Source organism: Anoxybacillus sp. ST4, assembly GCF_019448545.1.
GTDB classification, from domain to species: domain Bacteria; phylum Bacillota; class Bacilli; order Bacillales; family Anoxybacillaceae; genus Anoxybacillus; species Anoxybacillus pushchinoensis.
In genome coordinates this window covers 1-15,094 of the sequence record NZ_JAHZOE010000015.1, presented here as the reverse complement: position 1 = coordinate 15,094, position 15,094 = coordinate 1, and the positions used below count along the sequence as shown (strand labels likewise).

15 protein-coding genes are annotated in these 15,094 nt (G+C 41.2%); 3 read left to right on the top strand and 12 right to left on the bottom strand.

Annotated features, from left to right (window positions below; translation table 11 throughout):
* Positions 1-152: 152 nt before the first annotated feature.
* Positions 153-1,373: an NAD(P)/FAD-dependent oxidoreductase gene (locus K1I44_RS10175; RefSeq protein ID WP_219986073.1), complete on the top strand. Its 1,221-nt coding sequence runs from the start codon at positions 153-155 to the stop codon at positions 1,371-1,373.
* 9 nt (positions 1,374-1,382) lie between these two features.
* Here K1I44_RS10175 and K1I44_RS10170 read toward each other — a convergent pair whose 3' ends face one another.
* The 3 genes from K1I44_RS10170 to K1I44_RS10160 form a co-directional block, all read right to left on the bottom strand.
* Positions 1,383-2,693 carry a glycosyltransferase family 4 protein gene (locus K1I44_RS10170; RefSeq protein ID WP_219986072.1) on the bottom strand — a complete coding sequence of 437 codons (1,311 nt, stop codon included), beginning with the start codon at positions 2,691-2,693 and terminating at the stop codon, positions 1,383-1,385.
* The gene (locus K1I44_RS10165; protein ID WP_075039633.1) at positions 2,690-3,781 is read right to left on the bottom strand and encodes a CotS family spore coat protein; all 1,092 of its coding nucleotides are present in this window, start codon (positions 3,779-3,781) and stop codon (positions 2,690-2,692) included. The genes K1I44_RS10170 and K1I44_RS10165 overlap by 4 nt, the downstream gene beginning before the upstream one ends.
* Positions 3,782-3,885: 104 nt before the next feature.
* Entirely contained in the window at positions 3,886-4,380 is a 495-nt protein-coding gene (locus K1I44_RS10160; RefSeq protein WP_219986071.1) for a glutathione peroxidase, read from the bottom strand.
* Positions 4,381-4,511: 131 nt separating this feature from the next.
* Between K1I44_RS10160 and K1I44_RS10155 the strand changes: the two genes are divergently transcribed.
* Positions 4,512-5,369, top strand: a complete 858-nt coding sequence (locus K1I44_RS10155) for a carbon-nitrogen hydrolase family protein (protein WP_219986070.1) — start codon at positions 4,512-4,514, stop codon at positions 5,367-5,369.
* 11 nt (positions 5,370-5,380) lie between these two features.
* Entirely contained in the window at positions 5,381-6,043 is a 663-nt protein-coding gene (locus K1I44_RS10150; protein ID WP_219986069.1) for a GNAT family N-acetyltransferase, read from the top strand.
* 101 nt (positions 6,044-6,144) lie between these two features.
* On the opposite strand, the gene K1I44_RS10145 is transcribed toward K1I44_RS10150, so the two are convergent.
* From K1I44_RS10145 to K1I44_RS10105, 9 genes are all read right to left on the bottom strand, one after another.
* Positions 6,145-6,579 carry a DnaA N-terminal domain-containing protein gene (locus tag K1I44_RS10145; protein WP_219986068.1) on the bottom strand — a complete coding sequence of 145 codons (435 nt, stop codon included), beginning with the start codon at positions 6,577-6,579 and terminating at the stop codon, positions 6,145-6,147.
* A 52-nt stretch (positions 6,580-6,631) separates the two neighbouring features.
* On the bottom strand, positions 6,632-6,877 hold the full coding sequence (locus K1I44_RS10140; RefSeq protein ID WP_219986067.1) for a DUF1450 domain-containing protein: 246 nt from the start codon (positions 6,875-6,877) through the stop codon (positions 6,632-6,634).
* A gap of 79 nt (positions 6,878-6,956) precedes the next feature.
* Positions 6,957-7,469, bottom strand: coding sequence for a hypothetical protein (locus K1I44_RS10135; RefSeq protein ID WP_091700824.1), 513 nt, complete (start codon positions 7,467-7,469; stop codon positions 6,957-6,959).
* 4 nt (positions 7,470-7,473) lie between these two features.
* Complete coding sequence (menC, locus tag K1I44_RS10130; RefSeq protein WP_219986099.1) at positions 7,474-8,595, bottom strand: o-succinylbenzoate synthase; 1,122 nt, start codon at positions 8,593-8,595, stop codon at positions 7,474-7,476.
* 64 nt (positions 8,596-8,659) lie between these two features.
* Positions 8,660-9,829, bottom strand: a complete 1,170-nt coding sequence (locus K1I44_RS10125) for a sugar ABC transporter permease (protein WP_219986066.1) — start codon at positions 9,827-9,829, stop codon at positions 8,660-8,662.
* Positions 9,830-9,832: 3 nt separating this feature from the next.
* Complete coding sequence (locus K1I44_RS10120) at positions 9,833-11,341, bottom strand: xylose ABC transporter ATP-binding protein (RefSeq protein WP_219986065.1); 1,509 nt, start codon at positions 11,339-11,341, stop codon at positions 9,833-9,835.
* Positions 11,342-11,401: 60 nt separating this feature from the next.
* Complete coding sequence (gene xylF / locus K1I44_RS10115; protein WP_219986064.1) at positions 11,402-12,484, bottom strand: D-xylose ABC transporter substrate-binding protein; 1,083 nt, start codon at positions 12,482-12,484, stop codon at positions 11,402-11,404.
* Positions 12,485-12,663: 179 nt separating this feature from the next.
* Positions 12,664-13,896, bottom strand: a complete 1,233-nt coding sequence (locus tag K1I44_RS10110) for a helix-turn-helix domain-containing protein (RefSeq protein WP_219986063.1) — start codon at positions 13,894-13,896, stop codon at positions 12,664-12,666.
* Positions 13,871-14,977, bottom strand: coding sequence for a sensor histidine kinase (locus K1I44_RS10105; RefSeq protein WP_255573367.1), 1,107 nt, complete (start codon positions 14,975-14,977; stop codon positions 13,871-13,873). The genes K1I44_RS10110 and K1I44_RS10105 overlap by 26 nt, the downstream gene beginning before the upstream one ends.
* Positions 14,978-15,094: the final 117 nt, after the last annotated feature.

The following is a 15,094-nucleotide window of genomic DNA, read 5'->3' as shown; positions in this document are numbered from 1 at the left end:
ATTGTCGTTTCGTCCTATTTTATCAAATATTCCAAAAATAAGAAAGCTTTTTGCTATGTCAATATATAAATCGAGTAGTTGTTGTCGCATACTTTTACATATGCAGGTCAATCTAAAAAAGACCAGAACAAAAAAGAAAGGTGGTTATCGCAATGGATTTACAAACAGGAAAGTTATATTGGCCAACGACATTTCCCGATGCTCCTTCGTATCCCCCTCTTGAGAACGACATACAATGCGACGTGTTGATTGTCGGAGCGGGCGGTTCAGGGGCGCTATGCGCCTATTATTTAAGCGAAACAGATTTAGACGTTGTCGTGGTCGATAAACGAAAAGCAGGATACGGAAGTACGATGACAAATACAGCACTCATTCAATGTCTCGGGGATAAAATGTTTTTTGAACTCGTTAACAGCTTTGGCGAAACGTATGCCGCACGTCATTTAACGCTTTGTCAACAAGCCGTCGATGAACTTGAAAGGGCAGCAAATTGCTTACATATCGATGTGGAATTTCAAAGAAGGGATAGTTTGTATTATGCAAGCGTTGCGGAAGATGTCCAAAAGCTTGAAAAAGAATATACGGCGTTAAAAAAACAAGGCTATCCTGTTGTCTGGTTGAATGAACAACAAATTCGTAGCCATTATCCATTTACAAAACATGCTGCTTTATATACAACGGGGGATGGAGAATTAAACCCGTATAAGTTGACAATTGGTTTATTGGAATATGCAAAACAACGTGGCGTGCGTATTTTCGAAGAAACAGAAATCAACGGAAAAAAACTCGAACAACATATGGCAACATGTTATACGAAAAATGGGCATTCCATTCGAGCTCGGAAAGTCATTTTTGCCGCAGGCTACGAAACGTTAGAAGTGAAACAAGAAAAAAAAGCGTTACTCGTTAGTTCGTATGCGGTTATTACAAATCGAGTTGAAAATTTTTCAAGTTGGTATAAACGAACGCTCATTTGGGAGACAGCCCGTCCGTATGTATATATGCGAACAACGGCTGACGATCGCATTATTATCGGAGGGCTTGATGAAAATACAGCGTATGCGGATGATCGCGACGCTAAGCTTATGCATAAAAAAGAACGACTGATCGAGGAATTTCATCGACTTTTCCCCGATATTCGCGTCGTTCCTGAATTTTATTTAGCTGCCTTTTACGGTGGGACGCACGATGGTCTTCCGATGATTGGTGTGTACGATTCCTTTCCAAACTGTTATTTCGTCTATGCTTACGGAGATAACGGAACCGTGTATAGCACAGTCCTCGCTCAAATTTTACGTGATGTCATCACAGAAAAACAAAACGATGACTTTTATTTATATATGCAAACAAGACCGAAACTCCCACAAACATAAGTGGGAGTTTTATGTCGTAATCGCCCATACAAATGCTTTTTTCCTTTTTTTTCTTAAAACTATTTCTTCTTCAATTAGCTGTAGAGATGGTAAAACCGGCTCAGTCGGCTGTTTTTCAACGACTTGCTCAACGATTTCTTCAACAGAAACAGTTGCTTGTATTGGCGAAAGCTCAGTTTGTTCGACATGTTGCCATACACGGAGTAGGTCTGATGCCACGCGCTCCCAACGATAAAGTGATGTTGCTAATTTACGCCCGTTTTCTCCCATTTTTTTCATTAGCGTACAATTGGACAACACATATTCCATTTTTTCCACAAAGTCTTGCGGATCTTCTGGTCTTTCGACAACAACACCATTTTCATTTGGAACGATGACCTCTGGATTGCCACCACGAGCAGTTGTAACAATCGGAAGCCCGGCCGCCATCGCTTCATAATGAACGCGAGCAAGCGGCTCTTGCCATTGCGATGTACAAACAAATAAATCAGCTGCGGCAAACCAATGTTGAATTTCATTTGGCGGCACAAATCCTGTCGCCACAACAGGAATAGGTAATCTTTTAGCTAGCGAACGAACGTAAGCAATATAGTCCGTCGTCCCTTCTTCACTAAACCATTTGCTGCCGACGATGACGAGCGCTAAGTCGTTAAATCGCTTCGCAAGTTCCGGCAACGCTTGAATCAGTTTGTCAACCCCTTTATTTGGCGACAAACGCCCCGCAAATAAAATGACTGTTTTTTGATCGATTCCGTGCGTCTGGCGTAGTTTCTTACGAATCGGGGCCATATTCGGATGATTCCCTGGTAAAAATCGATCAGAATCGACACCTGAGTAAATCGTCCTCAATTTTCCCTCTGCTTCTGGATATAGGTCGCGAATGACTTGACCGATATAGTTGCTAATAGTGACAATCGCTGATACTTGCTTGATCACTTCTTCTGCTTCTTCACGATTGATTTTCGTAGGTTGAAACATATCGTTATGCATGCTCAGCGTAATTTTTGCATGAGGAGCAACTTGACGAATTGGTAAAACGAGACGTGGGCGGTTAAAAATGTGGATAAGATCGAACGAATGAGCTTGCACGTATTGAACGACGTGTTCGAGATATATGTCAAATATCCCACCCGGAACGCGTACATAATGAATGCCGTCGATCGTTTCTTCATTTGGCAGCGTTTCATGTTGTACACCTAGCACAGTAATGCGGTGTGCGTGACGAAGGTGTGGAAGAATGCCTGCAATATACGTTTGAATCGCACCACCGAGCACGGGAGGAACAGGTAGCTTTTCTGTACAAATCATTAAAATGTTCATCTGTTTCCGTTCTCCTTCCAATCGTTTTCAATTTCCGCAAGAACCGGCCATTTCGTTTCATCCGTTGCAACAATGATCTCAATGAGTTGCATCGTTTGTTCTGTTAAAAATAACTCTGGCTCATATACGACTTCTTTTAAGTTTTTGTAAAATTCATTCGGAAGTGACAAATCAATCATCAATATGTCATATAATGAAGCGTCAATTGGATTGGCTTCATGATACGCTCTAATCATCTCTCGCACCCATTGAGCGTCCCAACGGTATAAATCAGCCATCGTACCGGAAATCAGTTTTCGTAAATCTCGAATGGGCAAATCGTACGCGACACCATCTAAATCGATAATCCACATGCCATTCGCACCCATTTGTCCGTTCGACCACCCATAATCTTGATGCACTAATCCCCATTCACTATGTCCAAGTTCAACTAATTGGTCATACGGAGATTGTTGTAGTCTGGTGAAACTTTCGCGCGCTTGCGCTTGAAAACGGTCGACAACTTCCAATAACATCGCGCTTGCAGGCATCTCTTTATACGCCTTCGCTAATTGGCGAAACCAGTCCATTTTGTTTATTGTTTTTTCGTACGTTTTCGGCCATTTATACAGCCGGGAAGCAATTTCTGCTCCTTTCGGGGGGACGTATCCTTTACTTAAACGATGAAATTCGCCGAGCGCATAACAAAGCTGTTTTGCCCCTTCTAAATCTTTCGTTACAGGAAATAACGGTTCGATCCATTCTGCAACAAACCATAGCTTCCCTCCCGCCTCCACATAATCCGTTCCTTCTTTCGTTTGAACAATCGGTGGGACATTTGCTTTTTGCACATCGACTAAATATCGCTGAGCGCCAAGGCTAAACAAACTGCGTGTTGGACGGCGATGAAGCAATTTTAAACTTTTTGGTCCTTTGTTCGTTTCTAATTTCCAAATAGCCCCTCCTTTATCCGGTTTCGTCGTGACGACTTGCCTACTTTGAACAGATAAATCATAATGGCGCAAAACATCTTCTGCCATTTGTTCAATATAGTCCGGCACGAAAAACTCATGCATCGTTTCATCTACGATCCAAGGTTCAATGAACATATAACCCCTCCTATTTGGCGTCAATCTCTACTATCTCAGCATATGCACTATACAAAAATCGGTATAGACAAATCGATTACGCCCAACAAAAAACCGTCTCTTTTTCATTCAGAGACGATTTGATTAAGCAATTGCTCAATATGTTGTTCTAGTTCTACCGGCTTTGTCGTTGGGGCAAACCGCGCAACGACTTGACCTTTGCGATCGACTAAAAACTTTGTAAAGTTCCATTTCACCACTTTCGTTCCTAACACACCTGGCGCTTGTTCTGTTAAGTAGTTAAAGAGCGGATGAGCGTTTGGACCGTTTACGTCTACTTTCGCAAACATCGGAAACGTCACACCGTAATTGAGTTGGCAAAACTGTGAGATGTCTTCCTCTGATCCCGGTTCTTGATTTCCGAATTGATTGCACGGAAAACCGAGCACAACAAAACCGCGTTCTTTATACTTGTCGTACAATTGTTGCAATTGTTCGTATTGTGGCGTCAATCCACATTTGCTTGCTGTATTGACGATTAATAATACTTTTCCTTTATACTGCGCTAACGATTGCTCTTTTCCTTGAATCGTACGTACATGAAAATCGTAAATGCTCATTTTTCATTCCTCCTTTAGCGCTATTGTAACACACATATCGTTTTTTCTACACAAACAATGCTTCTATTCAGACAAAATAAAACATATTCGCTATAATAGTGAAAAAATAGAAAAAAAGAAGGTGAGTTTCATTGAAAATGCGAGTCAGTGCGGTTCAATATCATTTGCACACCATTCGATCATTTGAACAATTCGCGAAACAAGTTGAACATTATATCAAAACAGCACAAGAATTCGGGGCTGAATTTGTCCTATTCCCCGAATTTATCACGACACAGCTCATGTCCATTGGCGATGAAACAAAAGAAGCGTTAACGATTGACGAGCTTCCAACGTTCACAGAAGCGTATCGCTCGCTATTTACTACGCTCGCAAAACAGACGAATATGCATATTGTTGGTGGGACGCATGTCATAAAAAAGGGAGATCGGCTATATAATGTCGCTCATTTATTTTATCCTGACGGAACGATTGCCGAGCAGGCAAAATTGCATATTACCCCGACGGAAACCAACAAATGGAATATGCATGGTGGTGATGCGTTACACATCTTTCAAACTGCGAAAGGAACGATTGCGATTTTAACATGTTATGACATTGAGTTTCCTGAAATTGTTCGTATGGCACGTGCAAAAGGAGCGGACGTCATTTTTTGTCCGTCATGCACTGATGACCGTCACGGGTTTCACCGCGTGCGCTACACATGCCATGCTCGTGCGATTGAAAATCAAGTATACGTCGTTACGACAGGAACAGTCGGGTCGTTGCCAACCGTTGATTTTATGCGCGCAAACTTCGGACAAGCAGCGATCATTACACCGAACGATATTCCGTTCCCACCACGCGGTGTTTTAGCCGAAGGAGAAATAAACGATGATATGATCATTACAGCTGATCTTGATTTACAGCTTCTTTACGACGTTCGCGAGCGCGGATCGGTAACCACTTGGCGCGACCGTCGCACAGATTTATATGTAGATTGGACATAAGGAGGAAGACAATGTATAAAAAGCAACTTTACGTATTTCATGATGATCGTCCTATTCCTGCCATCATTCGCAACTATGAAGAAAAAGATATCGATGCGTTAATTCGGATTCAACAGGAAAGCTTTCCACCCCCTTTCCCATCTGAACTATGGTGGAATAAAGAGCAGCTTATGAATCATATGACACTTTTCCCAGAAGGAGCGTTATGTGTCGAAATTGACGGGGAAGTCGTCGGATCGATGACCGGTTTAATCGTCAACTTTCACCCAAACGATGTTGATCATACGTGGGAAGAAATAACGGATAACGGATATATTCGCAATCATAATCGAAACGGCAATACGTTATACGTCGTTGACATTGGTGTGCGTCCAGCATATCGCAAACTCGGGTTAGGAAAATGGCTTATGCAGTCGATGTATGAAGTTGTCGTTCATCAAAAGCTTGAACGGTTATTAGGTGGCAGTCGCATGCCAGCATATTATCAATATGCAAATGAAATGACGGCCGAACAATATGTAGATGCGGTTATAAACGGAAAACTCACAGACCCTGTCATTACATTTTTACTTCGTTGCGGTCGCACGCCAGTGAAGGTCGTCGCCAATTATTTAGAAGATGCCCAGTCGTGCAACTACGCCTTGCTCATGGAATGGCGCAACCCGTTTTTGTAAAAATAAATCAAAGGGTGTCTAAACTGGCACAGTGACACCCTTTGATTACGAAATATGCTCAGATATGATCCGACCTACCTATACATTTTCCTATTTTAATTTTAATGAATATACGTTTTTGTCATTGGTTTCTCATCTGTTGCAAGCAGTCGTTCAAGAAAATCTGTACGTTCACGCAGTTGGGCCACTTCTTTTCCTATTTCTTCCATTCGCTGTTCCACTTTTGTGACGCGCGCTTCAAGATTCCACGTTTGTTTTTCGATGGCAATCATGTAGTTCCACATACGCATAAATTGCTCGTTAGAAAGCTCATGGGGTGCCTCTAACTTGACAACCACCCGTTTTCCGCAAACTTTTTCGATCGCTTGTTCAATGTAAGACATATACAACGTTTCAATCCAACTTTTTTGCATTGGGTTTGTGCAATGAATAGTGACCGTATCTTCCTCCATCGTTGCTGTCGTTCCTTCAATCCATGTTTCAAAAGCAAGTGAGGACATCATGCGAGATAACACTTGTTTGATTTCTGACCACATCATTTTCCCCCCTTTCACACATGAAATTAAACAAAAATAAAAAAATTCCTGCTTATTTTTCCCGAAACGCCCACCATTGTTTTGTCATTTCATAAGAAATGCGATCATACAATTCATCCGTTGTCTTCGCTTTTACAACTTCACCATCGAGTAAAATAAACGGACAATGTTTGCACGTTTTACATTTGCCCACACAATCTTTCCTTTTGATTTTTACATGTTTGAACGTGTTTTTTAAAAACGCATATAACGTTTTTGTTGCGAATTTATTTTTCTTGCAAAAATGCACTTTTTTCATTTTGCCACACTCCAAGTATGATAACTATAATCATTTTCACTTCTATCATACTTGGAATAGTTTATTCCTTCAATCATTTTTACATCGCATATCGTTGAAGTTGCTCAAGCGAACGGATCATGTACGGAATCATATGTAATAAATCATCGATATGACTTTCGTTAATCGTACGCCCGAAATCAATCATCACTTGATGAGTGTACCGTTCCTCTGTTGGATATGTGTACGTCAGCGTTTGTATAACCGTACGGTGTTCCCCCCAAATATGCTTTAGCGTCTGTTCAACTTGTACGCAATCGACGTTTATGGCTGAAAAAGAAAACGAAACCGTCACGGTGCAACCAGCTCGCGCGACATCTTCATATAGCAACTCGTTCGCAATATGTTGAAGCGTCATTTGAAGCGAAACGGTACACGTCACTTGGTGGGCATGACGCAATTGAAAAGAAAGGGCGTACGCGCGCGTAAATTTTGCTAAGTCAACAACGTCTGAGCGATCCACGACAGCGATGCTTTCATCGCTTATATCTAAATCGTAAATTGCCCCTTCTACCACCGTTTTTAAATTATCAAAAATCGTCGGGTCAAACATATGATCATCCTCTCGAACGTTTACATATTTTTAAACGAACTGTACGCTTTTCGACTTCTGTCACATCAACTTCATACCCAATTCCGAACTCATGTCGAACGAAAATTCGCCCATCACGGACAGTCACTTCGGGGGTAATGAAATCACGTTCCCAATAATTTGCCGATGCAGCTGTATCGCTAGGGAACGAGAAATATGGAAGTGTCGCTAAAGCGATGCTGTGCGCTCGCCCAACCCCACCTTCTAACATCCCACCGCACCATACAGGAAGATGATGTTGCTGACATAAGTCATGAATACGTTTTGCTTCCGTTAATCCACCTACTCGGCCAATTTTTATGTTGATGACGCGACAACTTTTTAGCTCAATCGCCCTTTTTGCATCTTCATATGAACAAATGCTTTCATCTAAACAAATCGGCGTTTTTAGCTTCGCTTGTAATTTCGCATGGTCAACAATATCGTCCACAGCAAGCGGCTGCTCAATCATAAGCAATTCATAATCATCAAGCGCTTGCAGACGGGCGATGTCGCGTAACGAATAAGCACAGTTCGCATCAACCATAAGCGGCACATGGGGAAAATGATGACGAACAGCGCGAACGACATCTACATCCCACCCCGGCTTAATTTTTATTTTTACACGTCTATATCCTTCTATAAGCGCCTGCTCCATCCGTTTTAATAAATCCGTTATCGGTTGAATACCGATGCTTACGCCAACTTCTACTTCTTTTTTTTCGCCGCCTAATGCTACGTGTAACGGAATATGATGCCGCTTAGCAAACAAATCCCATACAGCTCCTTCAAGCGCCGCTTTTGCCATATAATTGCGACGAACGATCGAAAACCGTTCAAGCAATTCATCCGGATGATGAACGGGAGCTTGGAAAAGAAGGGGGATTAAAAAAGCTTCAAGCATATGCCACATCGTTTCGATCGTTTCTTCCGTATACCAAGGTGCAGCAAACGCAACACCTTCTCCCCATCCACGCACACCATGTTCATCAATTACTTCAACTAACAGAACAGGTCTTCTTTTCATCGTTCCGAAGCTTGTTGTAAACGGTGATTTCAATTCCATTTCTAAGTATCGTAAAATGACTGTATTTATTTGCACATATATCCCTCCAAACATCATTATACAACAAATAAAAAAGCCGACCGCATAACGATCAGCTTTTTTACTTTTAATTTGTTTTTCGTTTTCGACTTGCAATATCAATCCAAACAGCTAAAATTAAAATGCTTCCTTTTACAATATATTGCCAAAATGTTTCCATGCCTAATAGCGACATCCCGTTATCAAGCGACGTCATGACCATCGCACCGATAATCGCGCCAATAATTGTACCGGATCCTCCCATCAATGATGTTCCCCCGATGACACAAGCAGCGATTGCATCAAGTTCGTACATTTGACCGGCTGAGATCGTTGCTGAAGATAAACGAGCTGTTAAAACGAGCGCAGCAATTGCTGAAAGTAGTCCAGTAAAGACAAACAGCATCATCGTATGACGTTGAATGTTAATTCCAGATAAACGAGCGGCTTCCGCATTGCCACCGATTGCATATACATGTCGGCCAAATGTCGTTTTTGTCGCAATAAATGAGAAAATAAGCGCTAATGCAATGACAAAAATAATAGGGAACGGAATTCCTTTATAACTATTCATCGTAAGAACAAAAGCTAAAATCAGTATACTAATAACAAACAGTTTGGCCATCTCAAGCGGCAATGGCGAAACAGTAAAACCGTATTGTTGCCGTGATTTACGCTTACGAAACGTAGAAACAAATAGAGAAACAATAGCGATTACCGCAAGTACAATACCGAACATGTTCGTAAAATACGCACTTCCTAATGCAATGAACTTCGCATCGAAAATCGGAATAGTTGTTGATTTCGTAATCCCCATTAACGCCCCACGGAAAATCATCATTCCGCCTAGCGTGACAATAAAAGCAGGAATGGCTCGATAGGCGACTAGCCATCCTTGTACAAGGCCAACAAGGGCTCCTGCAATCAATGTACATACAATGACAACTGATGTTGGCATTCCCATCCAATTGCTTAAAATAGCAGCAATGCCTCCTGTGAAGCCGACGATTGAACCGACGGAAAGGTCAATGTGTCCCGCAACAATAACAAGTACCATCCCGATTGCCAAAATCGCAGTAACTGACATTTGTGTAAATAAGTTAGATAAGTTTCGTGCACTTAAAAATGTTTCATTTAACATTCCGAAAAAAATCCAAATGGCAACGAGGGCACCGATCATCGTATAGGCGCGAATATCTACTTTGCCAAGTATATTTTTCTTTTTTTGCTGCTGTTCAATAACTGCTTTGACTTCCACGACTCATTCCCCTCCTGTCGCTGCCATCATAATATTTTCTTGTGTTGCTTCATCGTGCGACAACTCTTTTACGATTCGTCCTTCACGCATAACATAAATGCGATCACTCATCCCTAAAATTTCTGGAAGCTCAGAAGAAATCATCATGATAGCAACGCCTTCTTCAGCTAATTTATTCATTAAATGATAAATTTCATATTTTGCCCCGACATCAATGCCGCGCGTAGGTTCGTCTAATATTAAAAGCTTTGGCTTTGCCATTAGCCATTTCGCTAATACGACTTTTTGTTGATTTCCTCCGGATAATGTACCGACTGTTGTTTCTAACGAAGCCGTCTTCGTTTTTAATTCATCGACGTATTTTTGACTCCATTTTAATTCTTCGTTTTGATTAATGACTTGCCAACGGCTAATGTTTTTTAAACTGGCTAATGTCGTATTTGTCTTTACGTCCATTCCAAGTACAAGTCCTAACCTTTTCCGATCTTCTGTGACAAGGGCAATGCCCGAACGAATGGCATCTTGCACGGAACGAATATGCATTTGTTTTCCTTCAATCCACACTTCTCCTTCTGCCTTTCCTTCGTACGCTCCAAATAAACTCATGGCTAGTTCTGTCCGCCCAGCACCCATTAAACCGGCAATTCCGACGATTTCCCCGGCACGAACGGTTATATGAATATCGTCGTTGACTTTCATCGGTTTTTCCTTATGCCAAACAGAATAATTTTTTACTTCTAATACGACATGTCCTGGTGTTTTTTTGACATACGGATAACGCTCTGTCAACTCGCGTCCAACCATGAGTGCAACAACTTCATCTTCATTCGTTTCCGCTCGCGAAAGCGTTGCAATCGACTTTCCATCGCGCAATACGGTAATTGAATCCGCAAGTCGAAACACTTCCGGCATTTTATGAGAAATATAAATACATGCAACGCCTTGTGCGCGCAGTTGTTCTAAAATGCCCATTAAAATTTCAACTTCGCTCTCTGTTAACGCAGCTGTAGGTTCATCTAAAATTAAAATGTTAGCTTGTTTTGCTAGCGCTTTTGCAATTTCAACTAATTGCTGTTGACCAATGCCAAGCGAATGAATTTTAGTTTGCGGAGAAATGGTTAATCCGACTTTCTTTAACCATTTTTCTGCTTCATAATACAATTGATCCCCTTGAATGATGCCAAATTTACGCGGCTCTCGCCCTAAAAAAATGTTTTCACCAACTGTCATTTCTTTTACAAGCGCAAGCTCTTGATGAATGATCGCAATGCCTGCCTGTTCAGCATCAACGATATGGCGGAACGAAACAGGCTTGCCGTCAATGCGAATTTCACCTTCATACGTGCCAGCTGGATACAGTCCGCTTAACACTTTCATCAACGTTGATTTTCCTGCTCCGTTTTCACCACAAAGCGCGTGAATCTCCCCTTTTTTCACTTTGAAACTGACACGATCAAGCGCTTTCACACCGGGAAACTCTTTCGTAATATTGATCATTTCTAATGCATACATCTACGTCACTCCCGTTGTATCATGTCGAAAAGAAGGGTCTGGCAAAGCCAGCCCCTATTTTCACTGTTTTGGCCATTGATCTTTCGGTACGTTTTTAAACACGTCCTCTAGTTTGTGGTAGCCATCTTTAATGACTGTATCCAATACGTTATCTTTTGTTACCGCAATCGGATCAAGCAATACAGATGGAACATCGATTTTGCCGTTTGATACCGTTTGATTCGTTTCGATTTTTTCACCTTTCGCTAGTGCAACAGCCATTTCTGCTGCCTTCGTCGCAATCGCTTTAATTGGTTTATATACTGTCATCGTTTGCGTCCCTTCGACGATACGCTGAAGAGCAGCAAGATCAGCATCCTGCCCTGAAACAGGTACTTTGCCTGCTAATCCTTGTGCTGCTAACGCTTGAATGACGCCACCCGCTGTTCCGTCGTTCGCTGCAACAACAGCTTGAATATTGTTATTGTTTGCTGTTAATGCGTTTTCCATATTTTTTAACGCTTCTTCTGGCTTCCAATCTTTCGAGAATTGATCGTAAACAATTTTAATATCGCCTTTTTCTTCAAGTGGCTTTAATACGTTCATCGCCCCTTGGCGGAATAAATGTGCATTGTTATCTGTATCTGCTCCACCAATATAAACATAGTTTCCTTTCGGTGCTTTCTCTACAATCGCTTGTGCTTGCATTTCACCGACGCGCACATTGTCAAATGAAACATAATAGTCAACATCAGCATTCTTAATTAAACGGTCGTACGCTATCACAGGAATACCCTCTTTGTGAGCCTTGTCAACAATTGGCGCTGACGCCTCAGCATTGTGTGGGATAACAACGAGAACATCGACCCCTTCAGAAATGAGCTGTTCTGCTTGGCTCAATTGCACTGCGTCATCTCCGTTTGCAGCTAATGTTTTGACTTCTGCTCCAAGTTCTCTCACTTTTGCCTCAAACAATTCCTTATCTCTCTGCCAACGCTCTTCTTTTAATGTGTCCATTGAAAGCCCTATCACAATTTTATCGCCGTCTTTTTTCGTCGATTCGCTCCCCCCTTCGTTTCCTGAAGATACAACACCACATGCTGTTAGTGCAGACGCTAACACAAATGTTGCCGCTCCCTTCGCGACATGTTTCCACCACTTCACACGTATTCCCCCTTGTTTTTCGTATGGTTTACATGTTAAGCGTAACATAGGAAAAAGAAAGCGTTTTCTTTCTTTTCTTCACTTATTTGTTGTATATTCGCACAATTTAAACGCTTCCATCGTGACAAAAAGAAACAAGATAGCATTTTTTTGTGATGAAACAAAAAAGTGCGAGCGCTTTACGAACGCTCGCATACTTGTTGCCGATATTCAGTTGGAGTCATATTTGTCACTTTTTTAAACACACGGCTGAAATAGTTCGGATCTTTATATCCTACGCGATAACAAGCTTCTTTCACAGTTAATCCTTCGTCACGCATAAACTGCTTCGCTTTTTCAATACGTAAACTTGTTAAATAGTCAATAAACGTCTGTCCCGTTTCCTTTTTAAATAGTTTACTAAAATAGTACGGTGTCAAATGAACGTATTTTGCGACTTCTTCAAGCGTCACATCATAGCCATAGTTTTCGTGCAAAAACAGTTCGACTTGCTCAATGACACTGCCGTTTGTTTTTAAATTAATTTGTTCCACTTCATCCGTTATTGGAACATCGTCAATATGCATCACTCGGCTAAATGACGATAAATAACATACAGCTGTCTGCGCTTCTTTGTATGAACGTTTCAGTCCGTCAATGCTTGACTGTACTGTCCCAATTCCTATTTTTATTCGCTGCTTCAGTTCCTTCTCGAGGCGCTTTAACAACGATTGAACGAACGAAATGACATGCTCATGCGGTTGACTTTCAATAAAAATGGCCATTTGCCTTTGACGAAGCGGACTGCATAAACAACGTCGATGGTGTTTTACGCATTGTTTCACCGTTTCTTCCCACTTTTCGCGCTCATATGCATCGTTTTTTTCCAATTCAATAACGATGGCGTACGCGCATTCAAATTCTATACCACTAAACGTATGTGCAGAGCATTCGTCCATCTTCCCCATCAATAACCATGTCCAAGCTGTTTCACTTAACATTTGCAACTGAACAAGCTTTTCACGAGCAATTAATTGTTGTTCGCGCATCGCTTGTTCTTCCATAATTTGATGTAACAATTTTTGTAACAGATCAATGATTTGCTGCTTTTTAGCTGGTTTTAACACGTATTCGCTTACACCTAAAGAAATAGCTTCTTTCGCGTATGTAAAGTAATCATATGCAGTTAAAATAGCAACTTTCGCTTGCGCATCGATCTTTCGAATTTCAGCAATCGCTTCAAGTCCTTGAATACCCGGCATTTTTATATCCATAAAAATAATATGCGGACGATGTTTTTCTACTTGCTGAATCGCACTTCGACCATGTTCGGCATGAAAAATCGTAAACGTATGCGGAAATGCCCGCTCGATCATCAATTGCAATCCTTCCCGCTCTAGCGGTTCATCATCGGCAATAAGTAGCTTGTACATCGCTCTCCCTCCTTGGCAGTCGCAAAATAATGGCAGTTCCTTCGTTTGGTGCACTTTGTATATCAAGTATTTTTTCTACCCCGTAAAAAAGTTGGAGACGTCTCAGCACATTTTCTAATCCAAGTCCTGTCGAATGGCCTGTTTTCGTTAATGAATATGATGCGTTCATAATCGCTTTTTGCACATCATACGGCATTCCTACACCGTTATCGGCTATCGTCACTTGAATACAGTTTCTTTTTTGTTCGATCATTAATTGAATTTTCGCCCCTTTTTCCATTCCTTCAATCCCATGAATAAAAGCATTTTCGATGAGCGGTTGCAACGTTAAGCAAGGAATCGGTTGATCCAAACACGCTTCATCTACTTCAAGCTGAAAAGAAACGCGATCGCGAAATCGGGCTTTTTGAATCGCAAAATATTCTTTCGCATGCTCTACTTCTTCACGCAACGTAACAGGTTCATCTAACTTTCTTAAGTTATATCTCAACAAATTAGATGTCGAAATGGTCAGTTCGCTTGTTTGCTCTGCTCCTTCAATATAGGCTAGCTTTGAAATGACGTTTAGCGTATTAAATAAAAAATGAGGATTAATTTGACTTTGAAGCGCCTTTAACTCGAATTCACGCACGAGTTTTTCTTTCTCTAATATTTCCATATTTTTCGAGATTAATATACGCAAGTTTTCGATCATATGTTGAAATGTTTTACCGAGCAAGCCGATTTCATCATGCCCATGGAAGCGAGGAATTCGCGCATCTAGTTGACCAGCTGATATTTTTTTCGCCGCATGAACGAGATGATGGATTGGAATGACAATTGTCCGTGATAACCATATGGCAAATACAATGCTTAAAATCGTTGTTAAAATAAACAACGTCCCGCCCAATTCATTCATTCTTGCTGTATGCTTTAACATTTGTTTGTACACGGGTTGATACAAGCTCAATTCGACATCGACGAGCGCTTGGCTATCTTCTCTAATGAATGATGCAACTTTTTCAATTTCGTTATACTGATCCGCATAGTCTGTGAATTGTTGCTTTGTTAGTTTATGAATAATAGATTGTTCTATATACATGCACTTTAAAGTGATAACTTCTGTATGAACACCTTTTTACATGGTTATACTGCTCCTAAATACTCATGTGTAAAAGGAGCGGAAAGGACATGAAACGTCTTAAAATTACAAATGATC

Coding starts and splice junctions, on each gene's coding strand:
- K1I44_RS10135 (WP_091700824.1), bottom strand. CDS start 7,469: ATGTTTGACCCGACGATTTTTGATAATTTAAAAACGGTGGTAGAAGGG.
- K1I44_RS10150 (WP_219986069.1), top strand. CDS start 5,381: ATGTATAAAAAGCAACTTTACGTATTTCATGATGATCGTCCTATTCCT.
- K1I44_RS10170 (WP_219986072.1), bottom strand. CDS start 2,693: ATGAACATTTTAATGATTTGTACAGAAAAGCTACCTGTTCCTCCCGTG.
- K1I44_RS10120 (WP_219986065.1), bottom strand. CDS start 11,341: ATGTATGCATTAGAAATGATCAATATTACGAAAGAGTTTCCCGGTGTG.
- K1I44_RS10165 (WP_075039633.1), bottom strand. CDS start 3,781: ATGTTCATTGAACCTTGGATCGTAGATGAAACGATGCATGAGTTTTTC.
- K1I44_RS10160 (WP_219986071.1), bottom strand. CDS start 4,380: ATGAGCATTTACGATTTTCATGTACGTACGATTCAAGGAAAAGAGCAA.
- K1I44_RS10145 (WP_219986068.1), bottom strand. CDS start 6,579: ATGTGGTCAGAAATCAAACAAGTGTTATCTCGCATGATGTCCTCACTT.
- K1I44_RS10105 (WP_255573367.1), bottom strand. CDS start 14,977: ATGTATATAGAACAATCTATTATTCATAAACTAACAAAGCAACAATTC.
- K1I44_RS10140 (WP_219986067.1), bottom strand. CDS start 6,877: ATGAAAAAAGTGCATTTTTGCAAGAAAAATAAATTCGCAACAAAAACG.
- K1I44_RS10110 (WP_219986063.1), bottom strand. CDS start 13,896: ATGTACAAGCTACTTATTGCCGATGATGAACCGCTAGAGCGGGAAGGA.
- K1I44_RS10175 (WP_219986073.1), top strand. CDS start 153: ATGGATTTACAAACAGGAAAGTTATATTGGCCAACGACATTTCCCGAT.